26 protein-coding genes and 1 pseudogene are annotated in these 25,900 nt (G+C 42.3%); 17 read left to right on the top strand and 10 right to left on the bottom strand.

What is annotated here, in order from left to right; all coding sequences use genetic code 11:
- The 9 genes and pseudogenes from FB6_RS15165 to FB6_RS15125 all read left to right on the top strand — a co-directional run.
- Nucleotides 1–113 (top strand): annotated as a pseudogene (locus tag FB6_RS15165) (IS982 family transposase); the annotation flags it as partial.
- Nucleotides 114–176: 63 nt separating this feature from the next.
- Nucleotides 177–872 carry a tetratricopeptide repeat protein gene (locus tag FB6_RS15160; RefSeq protein WP_174560749.1) on the top strand — a complete coding sequence of 232 codons (696 nt, stop codon included), beginning with the start codon at nt 177–179 and terminating at the stop codon, nt 870–872.
- Nucleotides 873–1,014: 142 nt separating this feature from the next.
- Nucleotides 1,015–1,248 (top strand): RHS repeat-associated core domain-containing protein, encoded by a 234-nt coding sequence (locus FB6_RS15155; RefSeq protein ID WP_174560748.1) that lies wholly within the window; start codon nt 1,015–1,017, stop codon nt 1,246–1,248.
- A gap of 27 nt (nt 1,249–1,275) precedes the next feature.
- A complete protein-coding gene (locus FB6_RS15150; protein WP_174560747.1) occupies nt 1,276–1,566 on the top strand; it encodes a hypothetical protein in 291 nt (96 codons plus the stop codon).
- Nucleotides 1,567–1,602: 36 nt separating this feature from the next.
- A complete protein-coding gene (locus tag FB6_RS15145; protein WP_174560746.1) occupies nt 1,603–2,181 on the top strand; it encodes a hypothetical protein in 579 nt (192 codons plus the stop codon).
- A 336-nt stretch (nt 2,182–2,517) separates the two neighbouring features.
- A complete protein-coding gene (locus FB6_RS15140; protein WP_174560745.1) occupies nt 2,518–3,525 on the top strand; it encodes an SDR family NAD(P)-dependent oxidoreductase in 1,008 nt (335 codons plus the stop codon).
- Between the two features lie 134 nt (nt 3,526–3,659).
- A complete protein-coding gene (gene fumC, locus FB6_RS15135) occupies nt 3,660–5,054 on the top strand; it encodes a class II fumarate hydratase (RefSeq protein ID WP_174560744.1) in 1,395 nt (464 codons plus the stop codon).
- A 103-nt stretch (nt 5,055–5,157) separates the two neighbouring features.
- On the top strand, nt 5,158–5,649 hold the full coding sequence (locus tag FB6_RS15130; RefSeq protein ID WP_174560743.1) for a hypothetical protein: 492 nt from the start codon (nt 5,158–5,160) through the stop codon (nt 5,647–5,649).
- 294 nt (nt 5,650–5,943) lie between these two features.
- Complete coding sequence (locus FB6_RS15125; RefSeq protein WP_174560742.1) at nt 5,944–6,546, top strand: nitroreductase family protein; 603 nt, start codon at nt 5,944–5,946, stop codon at nt 6,544–6,546.
- Nucleotides 6,547–6,684: 138 nt separating this feature from the next.
- Here the strand turns inward: FB6_RS15125 and FB6_RS15120 are convergent, their stop codons facing one another.
- On the bottom strand, nt 6,685–8,472 hold the full coding sequence (locus tag FB6_RS15120; protein WP_174560741.1) for an acyl-CoA dehydrogenase: 1,788 nt from the start codon (nt 8,470–8,472) through the stop codon (nt 6,685–6,687).
- Between the two features lie 116 nt (nt 8,473–8,588).
- On the opposite strand from FB6_RS15120, the gene FB6_RS15115 reads away from it, so the two are divergent.
- A complete protein-coding gene (locus FB6_RS15115) occupies nt 8,589–9,569 on the top strand; it encodes a GlxA family transcriptional regulator (protein WP_174560740.1) in 981 nt (326 codons plus the stop codon).
- A gap of 35 nt (nt 9,570–9,604) precedes the next feature.
- On the opposite strand, the gene FB6_RS15110 is transcribed toward FB6_RS15115, so the two are convergent.
- Together FB6_RS15110 and FB6_RS15105 are read right to left on the bottom strand one after the other, a co-directional pair.
- On the bottom strand, nt 9,605–10,810 hold the full coding sequence (locus FB6_RS15110; protein WP_174560739.1) for an MFS transporter: 1,206 nt from the start codon (nt 10,808–10,810) through the stop codon (nt 9,605–9,607).
- Nucleotides 10,807–11,244 (bottom strand): MarR family winged helix-turn-helix transcriptional regulator, encoded by a 438-nt coding sequence (locus FB6_RS15105; protein WP_174560738.1) that lies wholly within the window; start codon nt 11,242–11,244, stop codon nt 10,807–10,809. The genes FB6_RS15110 and FB6_RS15105 overlap by 4 nt, the downstream gene beginning before the upstream one ends.
- A 288-nt stretch (nt 11,245–11,532) precedes the next feature.
- Here FB6_RS15105 and FB6_RS15100 point away from each other — a divergent pair, with 288 nt between their 5' ends.
- From FB6_RS15100 to FB6_RS15090, 3 genes are read left to right on the top strand one after another with little or no spacing between them, the layout of a single operon-like run.
- The gene (locus FB6_RS15100; protein WP_174560737.1) at nt 11,533–12,972 is read left to right on the top strand and encodes a cytochrome ubiquinol oxidase subunit I; all 1,440 of its coding nucleotides are present in this window, start codon (nt 11,533–11,535) and stop codon (nt 12,970–12,972) included.
- Nucleotides 12,969–13,973: a cytochrome d ubiquinol oxidase subunit II gene (gene cydB / locus FB6_RS15095; RefSeq protein WP_174560736.1), complete on the top strand. Its 1,005-nt coding sequence runs from the start codon at nt 12,969–12,971 to the stop codon at nt 13,971–13,973. Before FB6_RS15100 ends, cydB begins: the two co-directional genes overlap by 4 nt.
- 9 nt (nt 13,974–13,982) lie before the next feature.
- Nucleotides 13,983–14,096 (top strand): DUF2474 domain-containing protein, encoded by a 114-nt coding sequence (locus FB6_RS15090; RefSeq protein WP_174560735.1) that lies wholly within the window; start codon nt 13,983–13,985, stop codon nt 14,094–14,096.
- Between the two features lie 75 nt (nt 14,097–14,171).
- Here the strand turns inward: FB6_RS15090 and FB6_RS15085 are convergent, their stop codons facing one another.
- Entirely contained in the window at nt 14,172–14,726 is a 555-nt protein-coding gene (locus tag FB6_RS15085; RefSeq protein ID WP_174560734.1) for a thermonuclease family protein, read from the bottom strand.
- A gap of 389 nt (nt 14,727–15,115) precedes the next feature.
- Nucleotides 15,116–16,033: a LysR family transcriptional regulator gene (locus FB6_RS15080; RefSeq protein WP_174560733.1), complete on the bottom strand. Its 918-nt coding sequence runs from the start codon at nt 16,031–16,033 to the stop codon at nt 15,116–15,118.
- A gap of 93 nt (nt 16,034–16,126) precedes the next feature.
- On the opposite strand from FB6_RS15080, the gene FB6_RS15075 reads away from it, so the two are divergent.
- The 4 genes from FB6_RS15075 (at nt 16,127) to FB6_RS15060 (ending at nt 20,077) form a co-directional block, all read left to right on the top strand.
- The gene (locus tag FB6_RS15075; RefSeq protein WP_174560732.1) at nt 16,127–17,371 is read left to right on the top strand and encodes an acyl-CoA dehydrogenase family protein; all 1,245 of its coding nucleotides are present in this window, start codon (nt 16,127–16,129) and stop codon (nt 17,369–17,371) included.
- A gap of 119 nt (nt 17,372–17,490) precedes the next feature.
- Nucleotides 17,491–18,612 carry a phosphotransferase family protein gene (locus FB6_RS15070; protein ID WP_174560731.1) on the top strand — a complete coding sequence of 374 codons (1,122 nt, stop codon included), beginning with the start codon at nt 17,491–17,493 and terminating at the stop codon, nt 18,610–18,612.
- Nucleotides 18,609–19,307 carry a histidine phosphatase family protein gene (locus FB6_RS15065; protein ID WP_174560730.1) on the top strand — a complete coding sequence of 233 codons (699 nt, stop codon included), beginning with the start codon at nt 18,609–18,611 and terminating at the stop codon, nt 19,305–19,307. The genes FB6_RS15070 and FB6_RS15065 overlap by 4 nt, the downstream gene beginning before the upstream one ends.
- A 26-nt stretch (nt 19,308–19,333) precedes the next feature.
- Nucleotides 19,334–20,077 (top strand): SDR family oxidoreductase, encoded by a 744-nt coding sequence (locus FB6_RS15060; RefSeq protein ID WP_174560729.1) that lies wholly within the window; start codon nt 19,334–19,336, stop codon nt 20,075–20,077.
- A gap of 146 nt (nt 20,078–20,223) precedes the next feature.
- Here the strand turns inward: FB6_RS15060 and FB6_RS15055 are convergent, their stop codons facing one another.
- From FB6_RS15055 to FB6_RS15035, 5 genes are all read right to left on the bottom strand, one after another.
- Complete coding sequence (locus FB6_RS15055; RefSeq protein WP_174560728.1) at nt 20,224–21,600, bottom strand: alpha/beta hydrolase-fold protein; 1,377 nt, start codon at nt 21,598–21,600, stop codon at nt 20,224–20,226.
- Nucleotides 21,601–21,809: 209 nt separating this feature from the next.
- The gene (locus FB6_RS15050; RefSeq protein ID WP_174560727.1) at nt 21,810–23,000 is read right to left on the bottom strand and encodes a CaiB/BaiF CoA transferase family protein; all 1,191 of its coding nucleotides are present in this window, start codon (nt 22,998–23,000) and stop codon (nt 21,810–21,812) included.
- Complete coding sequence (locus tag FB6_RS15045) at nt 23,000–23,845, bottom strand: hypothetical protein (RefSeq protein WP_174560726.1); 846 nt, start codon at nt 23,843–23,845, stop codon at nt 23,000–23,002. Before FB6_RS15045 ends, FB6_RS15050 begins: the two co-directional genes overlap by 1 nt.
- Before the next feature lie 13 nt (nt 23,846–23,858).
- Nucleotides 23,859–24,692: an HpcH/HpaI aldolase/citrate lyase family protein gene (locus FB6_RS15040; RefSeq protein WP_174560725.1), complete on the bottom strand. Its 834-nt coding sequence runs from the start codon at nt 24,690–24,692 to the stop codon at nt 23,859–23,861.
- A 15-nt stretch (nt 24,693–24,707) separates the two neighbouring features.
- Nucleotides 24,708–25,868 (bottom strand): acyl-CoA dehydrogenase family protein, encoded by a 1,161-nt coding sequence (locus FB6_RS15035; RefSeq protein ID WP_174560724.1) that lies wholly within the window; start codon nt 25,866–25,868, stop codon nt 24,708–24,710.
- Nucleotides 25,869–25,900 lie beyond the last annotated feature (32 nt).

Genomic DNA, 25,900 nt, shown 5'->3' with positions numbered 1-25,900 from the left:
GTAAAGCTCGTAGTATTCATGGATTTCTAAGTGGAATTTATGCTTCTTTATGTGCATACCAATTAACCCATCGAAATAAGCCAACAATTCAAATTATGAAATCATTAGCTTAAGCAGGATTCGGGTTAGATAAATTATTATTCAAAGCTGAACATGGTGATATCGATTCTCAGTTTTTGTTAGGTTATATTTATCAATATGGAGATGATGCGGAGCATCAAGATACTATAGGGAAAAACTATATTGTTGAAGTAAATCTTGAATTTTCAGAGAAATGGTATTTGGCGGCTGCTAAAAAAAATCATATATCTGCTCAATATAATTTAGCAAATTTATATGAAGATTTAGGTGATATTCAAAATAAGAGCTACTCTTCAAAAGCACAATATTGGTATGAGAGGGCTGCTGAACTAGGTGATGTACAATCTCAAGCATATATTGCGGAAATATATGAAAAACAAGCTATTTATGAAAAATCAATTTTTTGGTATAAAAAAGCAGCTGAAAATGGTTGGTCTTATGCTAAATATAGGCTGGCTTCTTATTATGCAAAGGGTGAATATATTGAATATAGTCCTAATCTAGCTTTAGAACTATATAAACAAGCTTCATCTGAAAAAGTCTATTCTGCTATGTATGAGTTGGCAAGAATATATGAATTAGGGGAATGGGTGGAGAAAGATATACAAAATGCTCTTAATTTATATCTTGAATCTTCAACTATATCTTATATTCCATCTTTATTGAGATTGGCCAAAGCTTATATATTAGGGGAGTTGGGGTTAAGTGTTGATGTGGATAAGTTTTTATTTTATATTGAAAAAGCGAAATTGAGTGATATTGCAATAGATGATATTTCATTAGAAAAATGAAAGCTAGATTGGTAGTTATAAAAAATGCTCAGTTTGGAAATGTGCTTCCTACAGGAACATTAACTTTCCCGATTCATCATGCAGGGCAGTAGGCAGTACTATGATATAGGAGTAAACCCATTTTATAACTACTTCCGAGACTATGACCCTGAGCGAGGAAAAGCGAAGCACGGCTTCGCCTGAGTGCAAGATGAAGAGCTATGGTCGAATAACTGGACGATATGTAGAGAGTGATTCAATAGGTTTGCAGGATGGATTGAATACTTATGGGGTTGTTGGAGGGAATCCGTTACATTTAATAGATCCATCAGGATTACTTCCTGATAGTGTGAGTATGACTTGCGCTAGAAATTTTGCCTTTTGTGTGGAAGTTTGAATAATTAGTGCTACAGCTCCTATATTGATGTCTCCACCAAAACCTATTCCAGATAATCCACCGAGAAAAGATGAACAATGTGAAGATAATTGTCCACCATGTTTTCCTGCTGTAGGAACTATAAGATATAGATATGATTTTCCAAATTCAGCTGCACATTATAATAAAATAAATATACCTGCACTTGGTGCTCAGAAAGAAATTATGCTTACTCTTCATCTTAATTTATCAGTGATGCAACAGTCACCTAAAATTGCCGGCTGTAGGTGTTTTTGGAAAAATCTGCATGTAGCTGTTCCACCACCAAGCAAAACCTAATTGATATCCATTAAATAAAACAAGAGGAGGTAGATAATGGATATATATTTAATGGGCTATTCAATAAGAATAGTAAAAGAAGATCCAGATTGGGATGAAAATCGTAAGAAAATTTTCTTAATAAATCCTGATATTAGTATTCCTAAATCAGTTGATGACAATGTTTGGGCACAATATAGATCATCTTTGAGTGTCACTGCTTTAGGTGAAATTCCTCGTTCATTTTGGATGGATCATTCTGAAATGATGAAAACAACTAAGTATTGTATGGATGATTACGGTTTAGTGAAACTAACTGCTTATCTTCATATTCTTGATAATATTCCAGCTGAGTTTTTAGCTATGGATTACAAACCCACCAATATCGATAAAAATTTATATTTTCTAGGATATGATATTGCCGATGAAGCACCTTGTAGTGGTTTATCTAATTGTGCGTATAAAAAAGATGAATCCAATTATTGTAGAGAGAAATATCTTCCATATTTAAATCAAAATGGCCTTTTTGAAGATTTTAATATTGCTTTAGATTTTAAAACTTATACAGAGAATCGTGTTTCTGGACATTGTCCTTTCTATATTTACTCTTTATATACAGATAAGTTAGTAATCTAATTTTGTACTAAAATGAAAGTGTATACAAAATCGGTGGCTATTCATACATTAATATTTGATCAAACAAAGTAAATCAGGCCTAAATTGAAGAGCCTCACCATTCATTGAGTCAGTTTTTATTTTTTTCATAAACAATATACAGTTCATAGCTATAACTGCAACACATGCAATATTCCAAGTCTTTAAGATGGTGTTATAGTGCTCTTGCAGATTAGCCGGCTCAAGAGAATTTTGAGTCGGTTTTTTGCTTTTAATATCTGTGGATAAGTTGTTGTAAGCACCAAAATTACACCAATAAGTTGCAAGGTACTGATTATTATAAGGAGTATCTATACAATGATTTTAGTGACGGGTGGTTTAGGCTTTATAGGTTCACATATCGCTTTAAGCCTCATGGCTCATGGGCAAGAAGTCATTATTGTCGACAATTTATCCAATGCAACTTTACAAACCTTGGAACGGCTTGAATACATTTCGGGCATGTATGTACCCTTTGTCAAAATTGATATTCGAAATACCCCGGCTTTAAATAAAGTCTTTGAACAGTATTCTGTAGAAGCCGTGATTCATACCGCAGGTTTTAAATCAATTGAAGAGTCTGCACTGAAACCTCTGGAATATTATAACGATAATGTCAGTTGTATTATGAGTCTGCTGCGAGCCATGCAACGTACAGGCATTCGAACCTTAATTCATTTATCCAGTCTGGCTGTCTATGGCCAGTCCAGCCTCATTCTGACTGAAGATACGCCTTTTAACTATTCCTATCCCAATCCTTATGTGAAGTCACAACAGATGACCGAAGAAATCATCCGTGACACGGCACTGACCGACAGTGAATGGAAAATCGCCATTTTAAGATTGTGCAATATTGCCGGGGCATTTGAACATGCTGTGCTGGGGGAGTTTGTTGCCCCTTTGCCCAAGAACATTATTCCGCTGGCTTTGCAGGTTGCCGCGAGAAAACGTGATTATATAGAGTTGCGGCAACAAGCGCAGACTTTAGACCGAACTGTTGAACGCAGTTTTTTGCATGTACTGGATTGCTGTGATGCCATTTTTGCAGCTTTACAGTGGTTAAGAACCCAGCCTTATACCTGTGATGCTTTTGATATCTCGGGGCAAAATATGTCCATTCGGGCTTTGCTCAGTGAAGTGGCAAAAGTCACCCAGACGGAAATTAAAACCATCGATGCGCCGTTTTATGCCTATGCTGAGCTGGATCAGGTGGGTGCCACCTCAGGAAAAGCACATGAGATTTTAAAATGGCAACCGAAACGCACCATCACCCAAATTATTGAAGATGCCTGGCGCTTTTATCAACAAACGCTTAAAGGAAATTAAAGGAACTGAAAATCACATAATTATATGCAAATAATAATCATTTACAATTAAGAAATGTTTGATTAAGATCATCAAATATGTCAAAACTGATGTAATGACTGAAGTGAAAAAACTACATGGAAAAGAGGTTGAGCATGCAAACACGTATTGAACACGACACTATGGGCGATGTTGAAGTTCCCAGTGAAGCAATGTGGGGTGCGCAAACACAGCGTAGTTTGCAAAATTTTAAAATCGGGCAGGAACGTTTACCAAGGCCGATGATTCGGGCAATGGGCTTAGTCAAAAAAGCCGCTGCAATCACCAATGCCGAATTGGATCAAATTCCGCAAGAACTGTCACATTATATTGTGGGTGCGGCTGAAGAAGTGATTGCTGGACAATGGGATAGTCAGTTTCCACTGGTGGTCTGGCAAACCGGTTCAGGTACACAAAGTAATATGAACTGCAACGAAGTGATTGCCAATATTGCCAATCAGAAACTGGGCAATGCCTTGGGTTCGCAAAAGCCGGTTCATCCCAATGATCATGTCAATCGTGCACAATCGACCAATGACTCTTTTCCAACCGCAATTCATGTGGCTGCAAGCCTGCAAATTAACGAACTGCTGATTCCTGCGGTACGCCGTTTACGTGAGACTTTGGCCGCCAAATCCAATGAATTTTCAGATATTGTCAAAATTGGCCGCACCCATTTACAGGATGCAACGCCTTTAACACTGGGGCAGGAATTTAGTGGCTATGTGTCACAACTGGATCATGGCTTAAAACGTTTAGATCAAGCCCTCGAGGGCTTATATGAGCTGCCTTTAGGGGGTACAGCTGTAGGAACCGGTTTAAATGCGCATCCGGATTATGCAGTCAAAGCGGCAGCGCAATTGGCGACTTTAAGCGGTTTACCTTTTGTCACGGCACCGAATAAATTCGAAGCTTTGGCCGGGCGTGATGCGGCAGTATTTGCTTCAGGTGCTCTAAAGACTTTGGCGGCCAGTTTAAATAAAATTGCCAATGATATTCGCTGGTTGGCCAGTGGTCCACGCTGTGGTTTTGGTGAAATCCGCATTCCTGAAAATGAGCCGGGTTCAAGCATTATGCCGGGCAAGGTCAATCCAACCCAAAGTGAAGCCATGACCATGGTGGTGGCTCAAGTCTTGGGGAATGATACGACCATCAACGTGGCCGGAGCTTCAGGTAACTTTGAGCTGAATGTGTTTATGCCAGTGATTGCCTTTAACCTGTTGCAATCGATTCAACTGTTAGGCGATGCGTGTAATAGCTTTAATGATCATTGCGCGGTAGGCATTGAGCCAAACCGTGAAAAAATCGATCATTTCCTGCATAACTCACTCATGTTGGTCACTGCTTTAAATCCGGTGATTGGCTATGAAAATGCTGCCAAAGTCGCTAAAACGGCTTATAAGGAAGGCAAGACTTTAAAACAGGTTGCGGTTGAATTAAATCTGGTGACTGCTGAACAGTTTGACGCCGTGGTGATTCCTGAACATATGGTTTCACCGAATGTGAAATAAGGTTCACAAGACTGGATAGCTAACAATTGATCATCATCAGTAGTTTTTATCTGGAGCAGATATGCGTACAATATACGGAGAAATTAACTGCTGATGATTGATTATGCTTGATGTTTATTTAACAGATGTTCAGAAAAAGGTGCAATTTAAGGATTATCCGGGTGAGCATCCTGTTAAATTTATTTTGAATTTTAAAAAGATTTTTCCGAGTGTGATGGAGTTATTACTTCCAGTTCTCCCTAGCGATGAAAATCTGGATGAAATGACCTGGGAATCAACCACTGAAGACTTTGAATTATTTAAATTGTTGCTTAGTGGCTGGGGCGTGATTGAATTACGTTTAAGTGCAATTGCTCAATTTAAAGATAAAAATTTTGCCGATCAACTGGTGAAAACTGCACAACAGAAACGCAAAGAATTTGCAAAGAATAATCAAACGCTGAAAACAGTAGAACTTGATTACCTGTTTATGCACGAAATTCATGCACTGATTGATGCTGAGCTGGTCGAAATTGGTGAAAAATTCTATTTGCCGACATTGCGTGAGATCTGGAAGTACAAAGTGCCTCAAAATGTGTTGAATGCTAAAGTTTAAAGCAGTCTGAAACATCCTAAAATGTAATGATAATCCTCCAGATATTGGGGGATTTTTTTATGCCAGTTTTGCCTGTAAAAAGACAGACTTAATTAAGTTAACAGCGGCTATATAAAAAATTAAAGATTTAATTATCAATAAAATGTACTGGAAATTGGAATTATTATTGCATATGGTAAGACAGCAACATATTGGCCTGAGTATTGTTATAAAAAGTTGATATTTCACATTTACTTAATAGTGTGGGTATGTTGTTTCAAATCTTCTCGAAGAAATATCACAGGATTTCATTCAATGTCGAATCAGTTTTTAGATTTAATTAATAAACGCCGTACAATTTATGCAGTGGGTAAAAATGTCGAGCAAAGCCCAGAGTATTTAACTGATTTGATTAAGCATGCCATCAAGCAAAGTCCATCTTCTTTTAACTCGCAATCTTCACGTGCCGTGATTTTATTGAATGCTGAGCATGAAAAATTTTGGGGCTTTGTCAAAGAAAAGCTAAAATCTTATGCCAAAGATGAAGAAAGTGCGGCAAAAACCAGTGCCAAAATGGATAGCTTTGCCGCAGGTGTGGGCACCGTTTTATTCTTTGAAGATATGGATGTGATTAAAGGGCTGCAAGAACAATTCCCGTCTTATGCGGAAAACTTCCCGGTTTGGGCAGAACATTCAACCGCGATTGCCCAGTTCGCGACCTGGACGGCTTTGCATACTGATGGTTTAGGTGCTTCACTGCAGCATTACAACCCGATTGTTGATGAACAGGTACAGGCAGAATGGGATATTCCAGCCAGCTGGAAACTTCGTGCTCAGCTGGTCTTCGGTTCAGTTGAAGGGGAGGCTAAAGAAAAAGGCTATATGGATGATGAAGCCCGTTTTAAAGTGTTTCAATAATTTTTAATCCCCTTGTGCAACATCGTTGCTCATTCTTTAAAAAAGAACAAACTCCCCCTTAATAAAAGGGGGACTTCCGGTGTTTAATCTCTAGGGATTGAACTCCTCCCTTTAAAAAGGGAGGTCGGGAGGGATTTCTTAAAACCACTCCGGCTGCATGTTCAGACAGCTATCATCAAATTCAGTCAGCAGTTTGGCCTGATGTTCAATTTTAGGTAATTCCCAGCGAATAAAATAACGCGCGGCCTGTAGTTTTCCAGCTAAAAAGTGCTGGTCTTCGGCTTGAGTAGAATACGCAAAAGCCAGTTGTGCCTTGTTGGCCATTTCCAGCCATAACCAGGCAATGATGGTTTTACCCATCATATCCAGATATAGCGCTGAATTTGCCAGGGCTTGCTCAACCTGACCTTGCATCATGGCATTGCCAAGTTGCTGTGTTGTGGTTTGCACGGTGCGTAAATACTGTTTAAATGGCTCGGCTAGTTCCAAAATGTGTTGATCTTGAATTTCATTTAATGTGTGCTGGATGCGCTGCATCAGCAAGGCTAAACCTTTGCCCTGATGTTGCCATAATTTACGCCCCAATAAATCCAGGGATTGAATACCAAAAGTACCTTCATGAATCGGATTCAAACGGTTGTCACGGTAACATTGTTCAACCGGATAATCCCGTGTATAACCGGCACCGCCCAAAACTTGGATTGCTAAATCATTGGCCTTAGGCCCATAAGCCGAAGGGAAGGACTTGACCACCGGGGTAATCAGATCCAGCAGCATGGCACTGTCTTCATTCTGTCCGGCCTGGTGTTCATCAATTAAACGCGCTGCCAATAAACATAAAGCCAGTGAACCTTCAACATAAGATTTTTGTGCCAAAAGCATGCGTTTGACGTCAGTATGTTGAATGATATTCACGGGCTTGCTACTGCTATTTTTATCCGTAGGCAAACGACCTTGTGGACGCTGTTTTGCATAATTCAGTGAGGCTAAATAGCCACGATAGCCAATCATGGCTGCACCCAGACCGACACCGACACGGGCTTCATTCATCATTTTGAACATGTATTTTAGGCCATGACCGGCTTCGCCGATTAAATAGCCTATGCATTGGTCATTTTCACCAAAATTCAAAACCGTGGAGGTGGTACCTCGGTAGCCCATCTTATGCAGCAATCCCGCCAGTTGAACATCATTGGATTCTGCCAGTGAACCATCTGCGTGGGTACGAAATTTAGGAACGATAAACAGGGAAATGCCTTTTACCCCTTGAGGGGCATCCTGTATCCGTGCCAAAACCAAATGCACAATATTTTCACTGATGTCCTGATCTCCACCCGAAATGAACATTTTCTGGCCTTTAATCTGGTAAGTGCCATCAGCTTGGGGAATGGCTTTGGTCGTGAGGTCACCTAAAGAGGAACCGACATTCGGCTCAGTGAGCGCCATGGTGCCCGCAAAACGGCCGCTAAACATATGCGGAACAAAAGTCGACTTTTGCTCAGCGTTGCCGAAAGCCTGAATCACATTGGCCGCTGCTGCGGTTAAAAATGAATAAGCTACCGTGGAGGGATTGGCAGACATGAAATAGGCATTGGCGGCCATGTTGATCAAGGTGGGAAGCTGCATGCCACCTTGTTCATAATTGTGCTGTGCGCAGAGCAAACCGGCTTCGGCAAACTGTTTCCATGCGGTTTTGACTTCTGCAATCGTCGTGACTTTTTGTCCGTCAAAGCTTGGCTCATGTGCATCTGCCTTGGCATTATGTGGTGCAAAGAAATCCTCAGCGATGCCTTTGGCAGTGTCTAAAATACTGTTAAATGTGGTGTGATCATGTTCTGCATAACGTTCAAATTGAGTCAGCTCTGCTGCGTCAAATACGTTATAGAGTAAAAAATGAAGGTCTTTATCATTGATTAATGAAGTCATAAACAAGCACGCCTAAGTTCAGCAAATTTTGAAATAGACTAACAGTAGTTGCAAAATCATCGTGATTGTCAATAATGACACTTAAGGTGTTAAAAATGACATAAAGTGGATGGGCAATGATTCAAGTCATCATTCTGGGTTTTGATGGGGCTTTGGCTTCTGCCATTACTGGCGTGCTTGATCTGTTTAGCATGGCCGGAGTGAGTTGGAATCGCATTCAAAAGCAGCAGGTGCAGCGCCTGTTTAACGTCAATATTGCCACGGCCAATGGACACAGCATACAGTGTATTAATGGCTTGAAGATTGAGGCCCATTTGGTTTTTAAAGAGATTAAAGCCGCGGATTTAATTGTGATTCCAACCATTGCCGCACCCATAGACACTGTATTGGCGCAAAATGCTGAACTGATTGAATTTTTACTACAAGCATATCACCAAAACTGGCTGATTGCAGGGAACTGCACCGGGAATTTTTTTCTGGCAGAAGCTGGCTTACTCGATGATAAACAGGCCACAACCCATTGGGGCTTCAAGGACATTTTTCAGCAGCGCTATCCCAAGGTGCAGCTTAAAGCTGATCAACTGATTACGCAGGATGGACACATCTATTGTGCCGGCGGTGGCTTGGCCTGGTTTGATTTGGGGTTACATTTAATTGATCGCTTCTATGGTTTTGAAACGGCTATTCATACGGCTAAGTCCTTTGTTTTAGATTATCGGCGGGATAATCAGTTGAGCTATTCACTGATGCGAATCAGCAAGCCACATCAGGATGCTTTAATCAAAGAGATTCAAAACTGGTTAGAGCAACATTATGCAGAGCAGTTTACTTTAGACGATCTGGCACAGCAGTTTAATGTCACGGTACGAACCTTGATCCGACGTTTTAAAGCCGTGCTCGATATACCGCCCAATCATTATTTGCAAGCAATCCGGATTGAGGCTGCGCAAAAGAAACTGGAAGAAACCGAACTGCCGATTGATCTGGTGATGCAGCAGGTGGGTTATCAGGACCCGAGTTCATTTAGGCGTTTATTTCGCAAAAAAACCGGGTTGACACCTTTGGATTACCGCCGACGTTTTAGCCGACGGTTTTAATTTTTCTGCAAATATTAGTACTAAAGTCAATCATATCAAGCTGTTTTGGCAGCCGGTGTTTTGACTTTATGACCATGTAACACATAGTAGACGCCAATACATAGCAAGGCTGCAATCGCGCTATACATATACAGCTGTGCATAATCGACATAATCCAGCGCCATGCCCAGAAAGTAGGGACCAAAACCAAGACCTGCATCCAAGAAGATAAAGAAAGTCGAGGTAGCAAAGCCCATACGGTCGAGTGTGGTACTTTTTACGGCAACGGTTTGGCAAACGGATTGAATATTGCCATAACCCAAACCCAGCAAACCAGCACACAGTAACAACGTGAATGAACTATGCGCCTGACTGAGCAGATACAGGGCAAAAGCCATAATCATAAATGCAGGATACATAATGATATTTTCACCTTTACGATCCATCAGTGGGCCGGTAAATGGACGTGAAAATAAAATGGCGATGGCATACATCAAGAAGAAGAACGAGGCTGTTTCAACCAGATCAATTTCTTTGGCGTAGAAGTTGATAAAGGATAAAACACCTGAATAACAAATGGAGGCCAAGAGCATAATCAAGGAAATCGGTAATGCTTTCATTTCAATAAATTGAGAAATAAAATTTGGCTTTTTGACGCTGACTTCAGTTTCCAGAGTTTTGCTTTGCTGCGGCAAATTAGGTACCCGAATCAGTAAGGCAACCATTAGACAGCTCAGTGCAATCATGCTGGAAACGATAAAAATTGCCTGATAACCCACATGCAGCATCATCCAGATGCCCAGAAATGGCCCAATCGCTGTCCCCAAAGTACTACTCATGCTGTAATAACCAATCCCTTCGCCACGACGGGTTGGTGGTAGAATCTGGGCAATAATGGTTCCCAGTACGGTCGAGGCCATACCCATCATAAAACCATGCAGAAAGCGCACGAGCAGCAAGGCACTGACATTCAGGTGAATAAAATAGAATCCGGAGAAAATCAGAAATCCGATCAAGCCAACAATCATGGTGGTTTTACGGCCAAAGCGCTCCAGAAATTTTCCTACTAAGAGGCGGCCGATTAGGGTGCCGACAATAAACAGACCGGAAACCAGACCTGCTTGTGCAGTGCTTGCACCGAGTTCAGCCACCGCATAGCCGACAATCACGACCACTAGCAGATAAAAGGTCAGAACCAACTGAAAGTTAATTGAACTGACAAGAATAAAATTTCTTGTCCATAAGGGGGTATCTTTACTCATGACTGGCTACCTTTCATTTCTTGCAGATGGTCCATAAGTTTATGCAGGGTGTTCAGCGTGCTATGTTGAGTTGCTTGATCTAAGGGCGATATCAACTGTTGTTCAAACATATCCAGTTTTTCTGAACAGGTTTGAAACAGCTGCTGGCCTTTAGCACTCAGGATCAGTTTTTTTTGCCGTTTATCTTCAGTATCTACCTGATCCAGAACCTCCAGTTGCATCAGCACATGAATGCGCTTTGCAATGGAAGGCTTGGAAACATTCAGATATTCCGCAATGTCTATAGAGGTACAGCCTTGTTTGAGCTGAATGACGTACAGCACCTGCCACAAGGAATAGTTCAGCTGATGCGGCAGTAAAAGAGTATTAATTTCATCACTCATCAAACGCGCACAGCGTAGTAATGAAGCACGAATTTTAAGGGGATCTGGCATAATAGTTAGCTAGGGTAACTAAATTAAGGCAACTTTACGCCTCTTGGGTGGATTGTTCAAGTCTCAGGCAGTCAGTTCGATTTATTCTTAGGACTAGCCTCGACACATCAATGTCAAAGTCATCCATCGATCATTTGCATTTCAAGCATGTTAAGACGGTGAAGAAATAATAAATCAACATACTTTGATTAATATTTAGGCGTATTCTGAAACAGATCAAAACAACAAAAGAGCATTCAGTCTTTCGATGCTCAATCACCACATTAACGAATGAAAAAAGGTGATGTTATGAATCTTGGATTAACTGCACTTGAACTGGCCCGAATTCAATTTGCTTTCACAGTTTCGTTTCATATTATTTTCCCTGCAATTTCAATTGGTCTCGCTAGTTTTCTGGCTGTTTTAGAGTGGCGTTGGCTTAGAACCCAAAATCCGGTGTATCAGGACCTGTTTAAATTCTGGGTCAAAATCTTTGCCATTGCCTTTGGTATGGGCGTGGTGTCCGGTGTCGTGATGAGCTATCAGTTCGGCACCAATTGGAGTGAGTTTTCCCGGATTGCAGGCAGTGTCACAGGACCACTTTTAGCCTATGAGGTGCTCAGCGCCTTCTTTCTGGAAGCCGGTTTTCTGGGCATCATGCTGTTCGGCTGGGGGCGGGTGGGACCGCGAGCGCATTTCTTTGCCACCTTGATGGTCGCTATCGGAACCTGTATTTCCATGTTCTGGATTCTGTCATCCAATAGCTGGATGCAGACCCCACAAGGTTTCAGCATTGAAAATGGCATCATTGTGCCGCAAGACTGGCTTGCCATAGTTTTCAATCCCTCATTTCCTTACCGCTTGGCCCATATGGCAGCCGCAGCCTTTCTGGTGTCTGCCTTGTTGGTTTCCGCAACAGCGGCCTGGCATTTACTCAAAGGCCGCCGTGATGCTTTGGTAAAAACCTCATTTTCCATGGCCTTGTGGATGTTATTGGTACTTGCACCCTTGCAGCTATTCATTGGTGACCAGCATGGACTCAATACCCTGAAGCATCAACCGGCAAAAATTGCTGCGATAGAAGGCCATTGGGAAACTAACCATGATCACGGCATGCCGATTTATTTATTTGGTATACCGGATATGCAGGCTGAAGAAACCAAATACGCAATTGCCATTCCAAATCTGGGCAGTTTGATTATGACCCATAGTATGGATGGTAAAGTCTTGGGTCTTAAAGAATTTGCACCTGAAGACCGGCCGAATTCACTGGTGATTTTCTGGAGTTTCCGCATTATGGCAGGCTTGGGCATGCTGATGATTCTGCTTGCGCTCATGGCATTGGTTCTCAGGAAAAACGACAGGCTGTATGAAAATAAATGGTTACAGCGTTTTGCCTTGATGATGGGACCTTCAGGCTTTATTGCCTTACTGGCTGGCTGGTTTACCACCGAAGTAGGACGTCAGCCTTGGGTGGTATATGGCGTGATGCGAACCAAAGATGCCTTGTCGCCAGTTTCAGCAGAACAGGTCGGATTGACACTGGTGATATTCGTAGTGGTGTATTGCGTGGTTTTCGGTGTGGGTATCTATTACATGCTTCGAATCATGCATAAAGGTCCTGAATTTGTTCATGTAGTACCGCATAGTGAAGAAAAAGTCATTCAAGCTTCGCATCGTCCATTGGGCAGTACCGATGAAGAGCTGGATGGTCAGCCTCTCGACAATCATCAGGAGAATGACAAATGATTGATTTATCTTTTATCTGGATTGTAATTATTGCTGTCGGTGTACTGATTTATGTGGTACTGGATGGTTTTGACTTAGGCATCGGCATCTTGTTTCCTTTCTTTAAAATGCAACAAGAACGTGATGTGATGATGAATACGGTGGCCCCGGTATGGGATGGTAATGAAACCTGGATGGTCTTGGGCGGGGCAGGCTTGTTTGCTGCATTTCCCCTCGTGTATTCAACGGTACTTTCTGCGCTATATCTACCCATCATTCTGATGGTGGTTGCCCTTATTTTCCGCGGAGTGGCTTTCGAATTTCGTTTTAAATCCAGACGTAACCGACATCTTTGGGACATGGCCTTTATTGGCGGATCTATTTTAACCGGATTTTTCCAAGGCATTATTTTAGGCGCTTATATTCAAGGGATTAAAACTACCAATGGAATATACACGGGTGGTGGTTTGGACTGGCTAACGCCATTTTCCGTTTTTACCGGGATTGGAGTCGTGGTGCTGTATGCCACTTTGGGGTGTGGATGGCTAATCTTTAAAACTGATGCAGACTTGCAAAATCGAATGTTTCAGTTGATGCCGAAGTTAATTATTGCTTTATTGATTATTTTCGGAGCTGTGAGTATTTATACCCCTTTGGCCCATCCTGCCATTGCGGAACGCTGGTTTAGTCAACCGCAACTGACTTATTTCAGCCCTGTGCCCATTCTGGTGGTGGTCTTTACCTATCTGGCTCTACGTGCCTGTAAGCAGCGCAAAGAATTGAGTCCTTTTATCTATACCTTGGCTTTGGTCTTTTTGGCTTATACCGGTTTTCTGATCAGCCTATGGCCTTATATCATTCCGCGTTCAGTCACCATTTGGGAGGCAGCCGCACCGCAAAGTAGCCAGTTGTTTGCCTTAATCGGTGCTTTGCTGCTCATTCCGATTATTATCATCTACACCGGTTTGTCCTATTGGGTGTTCCGTGACAAAGTCAGAATTGGCGATCAAGGCTACCATTAAGGAGTGATGATGAAACTTTCACAAACGCAGTGGTTTATTGTTTTATGGCTAGCTGGATTTATCGTTTTGGCGCTGATTGTGGGTGTATTTCGACTGCTGGTTCAGTTGGCTTATACCCTCTAATTTTTATGTTGATTGTGGTCTGTTTGCAGCAGACCACATTTTTCATTTTTTTATAAAAGCGACGCTTAAAATGGGCTAAGTGTTTTGCTTGCGATAGACACTCGGACGTACAGGACGCGAATTTTTCCATAAGCCTTTTTTCTGCTTTTTGGCCTGATTTTGCAGGGCTAGCCATTTTTGTTTTTGAGTCGGATTCTTAATATATTCTTCATAGACCCAAGCTGCACCGCGTTTCACCAGCTCCTGATTGATATTACGTCGGAAACGATAAATCACACCGACACAGCGACCATAACGATCGACATCGGTAATTTTTACCCTCACCAGTTTGTAATACACCATTTTCTTCACCAGACGATGTGATTCCTTGCCATAGGTCTGACTAGACTCGGGCGCATCGACATAGGCAAACCGGAGTTTGGTTTTAGAGCGTCGCAGGTTATAGCGGTAGCAGGTGAGGGTGTCGCCATCACTTACAGCAATAACTTTACACCAGTAGGTTTTTCCCTTTTTAAAGGGCTTGAAAACGTCCGAAAAAAACAGATGAATTTTTCGAAAAATAAAAAATAAAACGATACAAACAAGCATGCCCAATACAATGAGCCAGATGGGGGAGAGATTTGCCAGCATAGAAGAATAGAAGGTGAAAATGGCGTAAAAGTTTCAGACCAGATTCAGCACTAAAAAGATAAAAAATAAGCTGCTATATTAATGGAAATGCTAAAAATCGAGGGGTGAATAAATATCCAAATAGCACTAAAACCCTTGCCAGTTCAGCATTTCGTCTACTTATTCAGCGAACGGTTATATTTGAATAAAAAATAATCCAGAGCTTTAAGAAATATGAAAATCCGCTATAAATAGCCTAAGCATTATTTTATTTATAAAGTTAATTCTATCTTTCCGCATATAAAAAATGAGTCATAAAAAAACACAATTTTTTAAAATAGCAGTTGTTGATTATAAGGGTAAATAGCCTAAGCAAATTCATTTAATACCAAAACAATCTCTTAAATAGCCTAAGCGAAAATTTTAAAAATTTCGCTTCGCAAAAATTGATGACGCGAATTTTCTTGCAAATCTTTATGCCAATACATCCCCAAATTTATATTCGGCAAGTACACAGGCACTTCAAAAATATTTAAGGCATCAGGGACTTGTAAATGCGCCAGTAGATTTTGAGGAATGGTCAAAACCGATTCAGGATTTTGCAGCAAAATTTGCAACGCCGTTGAATAATGCTGGCAACGTAAAAAAACCTGACGGGAAAGTTGTTTACGGTTTAAATAAATATCTTCCAGTAAAACGCCGGTACGTCGGGAGGAAACCCCAATATGCGGGGAAGCCAGATAAATTTTTTCATTCATGTTCTGCTGCTGGGTGCAGATCACAAACTGATCTTGGACCAGTTTTTCAAATTGAACTTTTTCCCCGAAGTTTTGTTCCAAATCAATCACAAAATCAATTTGCTGGGTCGCCAGGTCGGTAACAATGGTTTTACGGTCTAATTTACTACTGAAAAACTGAATCTCTAAATCTAAAGCCTGAAAATGCTGCACCAGTTTCGGAAAAATCATCGGTTCAATTTCATCATGTACCGCAATTTTTAAGGTCTGGACCATGCTGGGTTCAAAACTCTGCTTTTGCATGGAAATACTTTGAATCGCAAAAAGTGCATTTTTAATTACAGGATAAATCTGTTCGGCAAAAGGCGTAGGCAACATTTTGCTGCCTGCTCGGGCAAATAAATCATCCTGTAAATGTTGTCTTAAGCGTTGTAAAGCATGACTGGCCGCAGACTGACTGATACATAAGATTTGTGCAGCTTTGGAAATACTTTTTTGCTCGTAAATGGCGATAAAAAGTGGATATAAATTAATATCAATACGGTGAAAAATCCCCATATCGCTCATGTTTTTAGTATGAATACTATGCATAGATTGCTATTGAATTAAATCATTTTGTTCATAATAGTTTTCAGGTTATGGTGTTGTAAAGCGTATAAAACATAATATTTGAAGGAATTTGTCATGTTTGAATTATCAGCGCGTGCGCAGGACTATATCGAAAGAACCAAACAGTTCATTAAAGAAGAAATTGAACCGGTAGAAGAAGCATTCTGGCATGAAGTACATGAGCTCAACCAAGGCGGTGACTGGACCAAGTGGCAATGGCCAGCAGAACTTGAAGTCTTAAAAAATAAGGCTAAAGCCGCCGGTTTATGGAATATGTTCTTGCCATGTCCAGAATTGGGACAAGGCTTATCGGTTCAGGAATATGCACACATTGCCGAACTTTCAGGCCGTAGTTTGATCGCACCGACAGTATTTAACTGTAATGCACCAGACAGTGGCAACATGGAAGTATTGTGGCGCTACGGTTCAGAACAACAAAAACAGCAATGGTTAACGCCCTTACTGGAAGGCAAAATTCGTTCGGTTTTCTGTATGACTGAACCTGCGGTGGCATCTTCTGATGCAACCAATATGCAGGCAACTGCGGTCATCGATGGTAATGAAATTGTGTTAAACGGTCGCAAATGGTGGTCGTCAGGTCTGGGCGATCCAAATGCAAAAATCATCATCTTTATGGCGCATACGCCAGATGAAAGCAAAGACCGTCATCATCAACATTCCATGGTGCTGGTACCTGTCGAAACGGCAGGGGTAAAAATTGAACGGATGTTACCGGTGTTTGGTGATTATGATGCACCTCATGGTCACGGCGAAATTAGCTTTAACAATGTTCGTGTGCCGGTCGCGAATTTTATTGGTGGTGCAGGTCAAGGCTTTGAAATTGCTCAGGGTCGTTTAGGGCCAGGCCGTATTCACCATTGCATGCGCTGTATTGGCGCGGCTGAAAAATCATTGGAATTGATGATTGATCGCGGTATGAGCCGGACGGCATTTGGTAAAGAAATTCTAAAACTCGGTGGTAATCTGGAACGTGTTGCTGAAGCGCGCGTTGCGATAGATCAAGCACGTTTACTTACACTTTATGCTGCTTATAAAATGGATACTTTAGGTAATATGGCAGCACTGACTGAAATTTCAGCAATTAAAGTCGTGGCGCCAAGTGTGCTGGAAAAAGTGGTGGATATGGCCATGCAAATTCACGGCGGCGCAGGCGTATCACGAGATACACCGCTCACCGGTTTCTTTGCTCAGGCACGTTCGCTGCGTTTGGCCGATGGTCCGGATGAAGTACACAAAGGCATGATTGCCAAGCTTGAGCTGAAGAAACGTGGCTACGGTTCACGTCGTAAAAAAGATTAAATCAAAAAGTAAGTCGATATATCTTGGAACTGAGCTGAAACTTTTGCTATTCATCATAAGAATCAGGTCAATCCGTAAATGAAGATGTCTTTTGAAATTGAAGAATTAGGGAAATAAGAATGTCCGTTATTGATGTGGGTGGAAATGTTCGCAAGGGCGAAGAACTGGATGTCGTTGCAGTTGAAAATTGGCTAAAAGCACAAGGTGTTGATTTACAAGGTCAGGTCGAAGTTACTCAATATTCGGGTGGGGCATCAAACTGGACTTATCGTTTAAAATACGACAATACCGATCTGATTTTACGTCGCCCACCAAAAGGTACCAAAGCCAAGTCTGCACATGACATGGCTCGTGAATATACCGTGCAAAAAAATCTGACCCCTTTCTATCCGGTCTTACCTGAAATGGTGGCGCTATGTCAGGATGAATCTGTCATCGGCTGCGACTTCTATGTGATGAAACGTGTCGAAGGCATTATTCCACGTGCCAATTTACCTAAAGAACTGCATTTTGATGAAGCGCAAGTACGTGAACTGTGTATCAATGTCATTGATAAACTGATCGAGCTGCACCAAGTTCCTTACCAAGGCACAGAACTGGAAAAAATGGGCAAGGGCGACGGATATTGTCGTCGTCAGGTCGAAGGTTGGGATGCACGTTATGAAAAGGCGCAAACCTTAAATGTGCCTTCCTTTAAATATGTACGTAACTGGCTAAAAGAAAATATCCCTGCCGATACCAATACTTGCGTAATTCACAATGACTGGCGTTTTGATAACGTCATTCTAGATGCAGACCATCCAACGCAAGTGATTGGCGTACTGGATTGGGAAATGGCGACTCTGGGTGATCCATTAATGGACTTGGGTTCGGCGCTGGCCTATTGGGTTGAAGACACTGACAGCCAGATCTTTAAAGCGACCCGTCGTCAGCCGACCAATCTTAAAGGCATGTTTAGCCGTAAAGAAGTGGTTGACTATTACTTGGAAAAAACAGGTTTACAAACAGATAACTGGACCTTCTATGAAGTGTTCGGCCTGTTCCGTCTGGCAGCGATTGCACAGCAGATTTATTATCGCTATTACCACAAACAAACCAATAATCCTGCATTTAAGGATTTTTGGATTGTGATTCATGCGATTCATATCCGTGCGCTCAAACTGATTGGATTACAGAAGCTGGAAGCCAATGAACTGGCGCAGAAATATATCGCTAAATTTAAGGAACTGATGCCTTCATGACCACAATCTATCTGATTCGTCACGGACAAGCCTCTTTTGGTGCGGAAAGCTATGATCAGCTTTCACCGAATGGCGAATTGCAGGCCAAACTTTTAGGACAATATTTCGATAAAATTCTGAAAGAAGATCCGTATGTGGTGGCGGGTTCCATGCAGCGACATCAGCAAACCGCCAGTCTGGCGCTGGCGGAATGTTTTCCGGATGCCAATATCATTACCGATCATGCCTGGAATGAATTTAACCATCAGCAGGTTTTTGCCCAATACGAACCACGTTTTAATGAACCGCATCTGCTCAAACAGGACGTTGCCAAAGAAGCCAACCCGCGTGCCTATCTAGCCAAAATTTTTGAAGGTGCGATCGAACGCTGGACGGGTGGGGAATATCACCATGAATATGATGAGTCCTGGCCGCATTTTAAAAATCGTGTTGAAACGGCCTTGCAAAATTTATGTGATGAACTGGCGAAAACCAAACCCCGTTATGCAGTGGTTTTTACCTCTGGCGGGGTGATTTCCGTTGCGGCCGGAAAATTACTGGAGCTGAATGCAAACCGTACCTTTGCCCTGAACTGGGCGATCAGTAATACCAGTATGACCACATTGCGTTTAGTGGGTAATGAACCACAATTATTAAGCTTGAACGAACATCATTTCATTAAGGCAGAAGATCCTCAGTTACTGACCTGGATTTAAGATAAAAATACGAAAAGGAATACAACATGGCGAAAACAATTTTAATTACCGGTGCAAGCTCAGGTATTGGCGCGGGTATGGCACGTGAATTTGCGCAAAAAGGCTATAACCTGGCCATCTGTGCGCGTCGTTTGGAGCGTCTTGAAACCTTAAAACAGGAACTTGAAAACAAATATGGCGTTAAAGTCATTGCAAAAACTTTAGACGTGACCCATTACGATCAGGTGTTTGAAGTTTTCCGTGCCTTTAAAGAAGAGTTTGGTACGATTGACCGTATTATTGTCAATGCCGGTGTCGGAGAAGGTCGTCGCATTGGTAAGGGAAATTTTGAAATTAACAAAGCTACCGTCGAAACCAACTTCATTTCAGCTTTGGCGCAATGTGAAGCAGCGGTGGAAATTTTCCGTGCACAAAATTCAGGTCATCTGGTGATGATTTCCTCTATGAGTGCGATGCGTGGCATGCCTAAACACTTAACTGCTTATGGCGCCAGTAAAGCTGGTGTTGCACATCTGGCAGAAGGCATTCGTGCAGAACTGATCAATACGCCGATTAAAGTCACCACCATTTTCCCGGGTTATATTCGTACGGAACTGAATGAAGGTGCGAAAAAACTGCCTTTTGAAGTCGATGAAAAAACCGGTTCACATTTACTGGTTAAAGCGATTGAAAAAGCCCCGGTCAAAGCCTATGTCCCGCAATGGCCGTGGTTGCCGCTCGGTTTGGCAATGAAAATCTTGCCGCTTAAACTGGTGAATAAACTGGGTTAATGGATAACCTTAAATTTTAAAGGCTCTGATTGAGCCTTTAAAATGAATAAACCTTCAAGATTCTTGATTTAATCATCAACACTGTTATTCAGTAATTTGATCTAGCAGAAAATAAATCTGCTTTAAGCACAAGTCAGACTTTTTGCTTATTTATTCCTAAAGAAATGCAGCAAAGCATCCTGCAAAATCACTTGCCAAATCGCATAAGAATGTCCACCGACATAATTTTTATAAGTCACATCATGAGCTTTGGCTTTTAAATCCTGTGCCACGATAGGCGAAGTTTCCAAAATACTTAAATCATTATTATTACGGGATGATTCATAACTATTTGCCGAAATATACCAATGCTGCTTAGGCTGGTTGGGGGTCTTGGCAATCAGCTGGCTCATGCCATTCATTTTATCTTCAATGTTTGGCGTCCACCAGAAAGAACCCGACAATGGAACCACATGACTAATCTGCTGAGGGTTTTGCAGCGCTAGATAAGCGGAACTTAAGCCCCCCAGACTGGAACCGAGCAAGACTGTTTTTTGAGGATCACGTGAATTCGGTACATGAGCATCAATCCAGGGCAACAATTCATCCTGAAAAAAGGCAGAAAATTCAGGATTTGGCGTCAATTCTTTGGGACGTATCTGCTCATTGGGCGGAGAAACAAAAATGGCTTGTATCGGAGGAAGCTTGCCTTGCTCCACCAAAATATCCAGCGCTTTAGGAACATTCAGCAATTGGGCATACTGTTCGCCATCAAAGAAAATTGCCGTAATGTAGGCCTGTTTCGGGTCAAGTCTTTTGGATTGATAAATTTGAATTTTACGCTGGTTTTTTAAGATTTGACTGTTGAAGGTATAGCTTTCCAGTGTGGGCTGGGCGTGATGGGGGAAAAGTGTGGGATTGATATATTGTGGTGCCTGAGCTAAGGCGACAATATTTTCATTTCTAAACTGGTTTTGCTTTAAATCGGCCAAAAACCGCTGCGGATTATAGGGATCGGTCTTTTGAACCTGTAAGACGGCGCGACGCTGGCTACGAGATTCTTTTAGTTTCGGATTTAACTGTGGACAATAATGACTCAAATAGTCATCAACCATAGGTAAGTCCACCGCAAAACTATAACTACCAATAAACGAATTTTGAACGATAGCTTCCTTAAACCAGATATCACTATTCGGTAGACGGGTGAGCCATTCATGATCATTGCTTGGGCCGCCAATCAAACGCACATTATGTGCTGCACCGCGCCATAAAAAAATCATCCGACTATGATCGGCATCCAGCTTTTCAATATAGGGTGTCCCATGCTGTGTAACCTGTTTCCAAAAGCTGTTTAAAATCGGCGCTGATTTTTGAGGCTGGCTTTTCAGCTGACCTTGTATTTTTTTTAGTAACTGACTTTGCGGAATGACAGCTTCGCAAGGCGCGGCATATTGCTGTTGAGTTTGCGTAGCAGATTCAGCCAAAACCCAGGGTGAAAATAAAATGGCCGTACAAAGCAGGGGAACAGAAACAGATTTAAGCATGTAAAAGATAAGTTTTTATAAAGTTTCTAAATGATAATGATTATTGATAAAAATATCCAGCATCTGTGCTGAAAGAAAATTTATGACGATTTAATTGATTGGGCTGAAGATCTCAGATTATATGACGCTGTGGTTTTTAGTAGTTTTGGGACACTTTAGATGAAAAGATTTAAAATGCCCATCAGCTAAAAACCTGATGAGCATGATGCTTAAACGGTATGACTTTCTTCAAGGGATTTTATCGTGTCATCCACATAACCCAGCTCTGAAAGAATTTGATGAGTATGTTGACCCAGATCCGGTACCGCTTTAATCACAAAGTCATCGCTAGACTTAAGTCCGACAGGCTTTAAGGTGGGAACAGTCCCGATAGGCGTTTCAACATTCACCCAACGCTGGCGGGCTTGAAGCTGAGGATGCTTCCATACATCCTGCATTTCATTGACACTGGCATTGGCAATTTTCGCTTGTTCTAAACGTGCAATGATTTCAGCCTGAGTGAAACGCTCAAATGTATTTACAATAATGTGGCGTAGAGCCTCACGGTTTTTAGAACGTTGGGTATTATTAATAAAGTCTGGATGTTCAGCTAAATCTGCTTGATCTAACACGATTTTACAAAATGCCTGCCATTCCCGTTCATTTTGTATGCCGAGCATGACTTTTTTCTGATCCCCGGTAGGAAAAGGACCATAGGGGTAAATGGTGGCATGCGCTGAACCTGTTCGCGGTGGGGCTGATCCTCCACGCAGGGTGTAGTACAACGGATAGCCCATCCATTCTGCCATGCTTTCTAACATGGATACATCAATCCGCTTGCCTTTGCCAGTTTTTCCACGTTCCAGCAAGGCCGCTAAAATATTGGTATAAGCATACATACCTGCTGCAATATCCGCTATAGAACAGCCTGCTTTGACGTATTCCTCTGGTGTCCCGGTGATGGATAAAAAACCCGATTCACTTTGAATAAGCAAGTCATAGGCTTTCTTGTCACGATAGGAACCAGGATGCTCCAGGTCGTCACCATAACCGGAAATATCACAGACAATGATTTTGGGATTAATCTTGGACAGTTCTTCATAAGATAGCCCCAAGCGCGACGCTGCACCGGGTGCTAAATTTTGTACCAGCACATCCGCTTTCAAAATCAACTGCCTTAAAATGTCTTGCGCAGGTTCGGCTTTGACATCCAGCGTCAGACTTTCTTTCGAACGGTTGGTCCATACAAAATGTGAGGACATACCGTCAACGCGTTCATCATATTTTCGGGCAAAGTCACCGACTTTAGGGCGCTCAATTTTAATGACCCGGGCACCTAAATCAGCGAGTTGGCGGGTACAAAAAGGCGCTGCAATCGCATGTTCCAGCGTAATGACTGTAATTCCATCTAAAGGCAACATTATGATTCTCCTTTAAATTTGACAGAAGCTTTCATACAGATTTGACCATCAGTTTTTTCAATCCACAGCGCACCCTGATCTGCTTGAATGTCGCCACAAATATGAAACTCATTAAAGTCAAAAACTGGATTCACCGCACGGAATTCAAAATGAGTGACCTGTTTGTGCGGATATTGCTGTGTAAAGTGATGTAACAGTAAAGTGGCCAATAGTGGACCATGCACAATTAAGCCCGGATAGCCTTCTTTTTGCATGGCATAAGGGCGGTCATAGTGAATACGGTGCCCATTAAAAGTGATGGCGGAATAACGGAATAAGGTCACGGTATCCACAGGAAATTGGGTTTTATAACTGTAGTTGCGGGTCTGAGATTCTGCCGGAGCAACAGCAGCAGCTGTTTGAACCTGATTGCTGGCTTCACGGTAGACAATGTCATGTTCTTCTATAATCGCTAAAGTATTTTCAGCAAAAATCGAGTGTTTGACCGTCACAAAATACATGTCGCCACTTTTGCCGTGTTTCAGTTCAATCTTGGTAATTTCAGATTCACGACGAATGTTCTGGTTGATGCCAATCGGATGTAAAAATTCCAGGCGGCCACCAGCCCACATCCGTTTAGGAAAGGGAATAGGGGGCAAAAAGTTGCCTTTTTTAGGATGTCCATCTTCTGCGAGTTCTATTCCATCGACAACCGGTAAAAAATAAAACCAATGATACAGATGCGGCAGTTCAGTCAGCTGTTTATTCGGTTGATTTAAAATGGCCTGCATCATTGCGGCAGGGCGCAAGTTTGAAAAATCTGTAACCGTTTCTTTTTTACCAATCCATGCATTAAAGTCGTGCATTGTTCTATCCTTATTATTGGGCTTGTTTCACATTTAGGGCGGCTTGTTGCAGCAGCTTTTTTGCTTTCAAAATCACCGGCAGGTCAATCATTTTGCCGTCCAGACTTACAGCCTGACCTGCAGCTTGAGCCTCTGCGTGTAGCACACGATGTGCCCATTCCAGCTCTTCAGCCGTCGGACTGAAAGTCTGGTTCACCAGCGCAACTTGATTGGGATGAATGCAAAGTTTTCCGCCAAAGCCCAAGTTTTTAGCTTGATGTGTTTCCAGTTCAATCAGGGCCTCGTCCTTGAAATCAACAGTGACACCATCAATAGGGGCTTGAATACCGGCCAGTTTAGACGCAAGGACAATCTCATTACGAAAAGCCAACAGCTCGTGATAGCCACCTTGCATATCCATTTCCAGCTGAAAATCGATGGAGCCGAACATGAGGGCCTTGACCGAAGCTGTAGCGGCAATTTCACGCACCTGAGCCAAACCGCGTGGTGTTTCGATTAGGGCATAAATATCTAGGGCACGAATAGCAGTCACCGCCTGAATATCTGCCGCGGACTCAGTTTTTGGCAATACAATGGCCATCACGTTTGCAAATTGCAGTAAATTCTGATCATCCTGAAACCATTTAGACTGGCGGGCATTGATGCGAATCATGACCTGATATTCAGGATGGGCTTGCAGCCACAGACTTAAACTTTCCCGTGCAGCGTGTTTTAAATCGGCAGGGACCGCATCTTCAAGGTCAATGATGACGGCATCTGCCGCAGTATTGAGCGCTTTTTCAAAACGCTCAGTACGGTTGGCTGGAACAAACAGATAGGATCGGGCATGCTGTGCAAATGGTTTCATGGCTTCCTCCGGTTTTTAGAATGAGCGAGGTAAGCCCAATAAATGCTCGGCCACAAAGCTGTAAATCAGGTTGGTGGAAATTGGCGCAACTTGATATAAACGGGTTTCGCGGAATTTACGTTCAATGTCATATTCATTGGCAAAACCAAATCCGCCATGGAATTGCAAGCAGTTGTTGGCTGCTTCCCAGCTGGATTTCGCGGCCAGGTATTTCGCCATATTGGCTTCCGCACCGCATTTTTCACCGCGGTCAAACATTTCACAGGCACGGAATCGCATTAAGTTAGCCGCTTCAATTTCAATGAAATTTTCAGCAAGGGGAAATTGTACGCCCTGGTTCTGACCGATTGGACGTCCAAACACCACCCGGTCTTTGACATATTGGGTGGCGCGGTCCATAAACCAGTAACCATCGCCAATACATTCCGCTGCAATCAAGGTACGTTCAGCATTTAAACCGTCCAGAATGTATTTAAAGCCTTTGCCTTCTTCACCAATCAGGTTTTCTTCCGGAATTTCCAGATTATCAAAGAAAATTTCATTGGTTTCGTGATTGACCATGTTCGGAATTGGACGCACGATCATGCCGTTTTTTTCTGCTTCACGTAAATCGACCATAAAGATGGACATGCCTTCAGACTTTTTCGTAACTTCTGCCAGCGGTGTGGTGCGTGCCAGCAAGATCATCCAGTCACTGTGCTGTACCCGTGAAATAAACACTTTTTGACCATTTACCACATAACGGCCATCTTTTTTCACTGCCGTGGTTTTAATTTTGGTGGTGTCTGTGCCTGTGGTTGGTTCAGTCACGCCCATGGTTTGCAGGCGCCATTCACCAGTCGCGATTTTAGGCAAATAAAGTTCTTTTTGGGCTTTTGACCCATGGCGTAGCAATGTTCCCATATTGTACATTTGGCCATGACACGCACCGGCATTGCCGCCGCTGCGGTTGACTTCTTCCATAATGATCGAGGCTTCGGTTAGGCCTAAACCCGAACCGCCGTATTCTTCAGGAATCATGGCGGCCATCCAGCCCGCTTGTGTCAGGGCATCCACAAATTCCTCAGGATAGGCACGTTCTTCATCAACTTTACGGTGATATTCACTCGGGAACTCGGCACAAAGGGCACGTACCGCTTCACGGATTTCTGGATAATTATTTACAGTACTTTTCACTTTGGATGTCCTTATCAAATGATCAATCAGAT

This window comes from Acinetobacter bouvetii, assembly GCF_902753875.1.
In the GTDB taxonomy this organism is placed as follows: domain Bacteria; phylum Pseudomonadota; class Gammaproteobacteria; order Pseudomonadales; family Moraxellaceae; genus Acinetobacter; species Acinetobacter bouvetii_A.
The sequence above is the reverse complement of the archived record's forward strand: the minus strand, read 5'-3'. Positions and strand labels throughout refer to the sequence as shown.

Bases quoted from the DNA above. Each gene is read 5' to 3' on its own strand.
- FB6_RS15060 (WP_174560729.1), top strand. From the start codon at position 19,334: ATGGCGAAAACAATTTTAATTACCGGTGCAAGCTCAGGTATTGGCGCG.
- FB6_RS15090 (WP_174560735.1), top strand. From the start codon at position 13,983: ATGAAACTTTCACAAACGCAGTGGTTTATTGTTTTATGGCTAGCTGGA.
- FB6_RS15055 (WP_174560728.1), bottom strand. From the start codon at position 21,600: ATGCTTAAATCTGTTTCTGTTCCCCTGCTTTGTACGGCCATTTTATTT.
- FB6_RS15155 (WP_174560748.1), top strand. From the start codon at position 1,015: ATGACCCTGAGCGAGGAAAAGCGAAGCACGGCTTCGCCTGAGTGCAAG.
- FB6_RS15110 (WP_174560739.1), bottom strand. From the start codon at position 10,810: ATGAGTAAAGATACCCCCTTATGGACAAGAAATTTTATTCTTGTCAGT.
- FB6_RS15100 (WP_174560737.1), top strand. From the start codon at position 11,533: ATGAATCTTGGATTAACTGCACTTGAACTGGCCCGAATTCAATTTGCT.
- FB6_RS15130 (WP_174560743.1), top strand. From the start codon at position 5,158: ATGCTTGATGTTTATTTAACAGATGTTCAGAAAAAGGTGCAATTTAAG.
- FB6_RS15105 (WP_174560738.1), bottom strand. From the start codon at position 11,244: ATGCCAGATCCCCTTAAAATTCGTGCTTCATTACTACGCTGTGCGCGT.
- FB6_RS15150 (WP_174560747.1), top strand. From the start codon at position 1,276: ATGTCTCCACCAAAACCTATTCCAGATAATCCACCGAGAAAAGATGAA.
- FB6_RS15145 (WP_174560746.1), top strand. From the start codon at position 1,603: ATGGATATATATTTAATGGGCTATTCAATAAGAATAGTAAAAGAAGAT.
- FB6_RS15085 (WP_174560734.1), bottom strand. From the start codon at position 14,726: ATGCTGGCAAATCTCTCCCCCATCTGGCTCATTGTATTGGGCATGCTT.
- FB6_RS15070 (WP_174560731.1), top strand. From the start codon at position 17,491: ATGTCCGTTATTGATGTGGGTGGAAATGTTCGCAAGGGCGAAGAACTG.
- FB6_RS15120 (WP_174560741.1), bottom strand. From the start codon at position 8,472: ATGACTTCATTAATCAATGATAAAGACCTTCATTTTTTACTCTATAAC.
- fumC (WP_174560744.1), top strand. From the start codon at position 3,660: ATGCAAACACGTATTGAACACGACACTATGGGCGATGTTGAAGTTCCC.
- FB6_RS15115 (WP_174560740.1), top strand. From the start codon at position 8,589: ATGATTCAAGTCATCATTCTGGGTTTTGATGGGGCTTTGGCTTCTGCC.
- cydB (WP_174560736.1), top strand. From the start codon at position 12,969: ATGATTGATTTATCTTTTATCTGGATTGTAATTATTGCTGTCGGTGTA.
- FB6_RS15075 (WP_174560732.1), top strand. From the start codon at position 16,127: ATGTTTGAATTATCAGCGCGTGCGCAGGACTATATCGAAAGAACCAAA.
- FB6_RS15045 (WP_174560726.1), bottom strand. From the start codon at position 23,845: ATGCACGACTTTAATGCATGGATTGGTAAAAAAGAAACGGTTACAGAT.
- FB6_RS15065 (WP_174560730.1), top strand. From the start codon at position 18,609: ATGACCACAATCTATCTGATTCGTCACGGACAAGCCTCTTTTGGTGCG.
- FB6_RS15080 (WP_174560733.1), bottom strand. From the start codon at position 16,033: ATGCATAGTATTCATACTAAAAACATGAGCGATATGGGGATTTTTCAC.
- FB6_RS15140 (WP_174560745.1), top strand. From the start codon at position 2,518: ATGATTTTAGTGACGGGTGGTTTAGGCTTTATAGGTTCACATATCGCT.
- FB6_RS15125 (WP_174560742.1), top strand. From the start codon at position 5,944: ATGTCGAATCAGTTTTTAGATTTAATTAATAAACGCCGTACAATTTAT.
- FB6_RS15040 (WP_174560725.1), bottom strand. From the start codon at position 24,692: ATGAAACCATTTGCACAGCATGCCCGATCCTATCTGTTTGTTCCAGCC.
- FB6_RS15050 (WP_174560727.1), bottom strand. From the start codon at position 23,000: ATGTTGCCTTTAGATGGAATTACAGTCATTACGCTGGAACATGCGATT.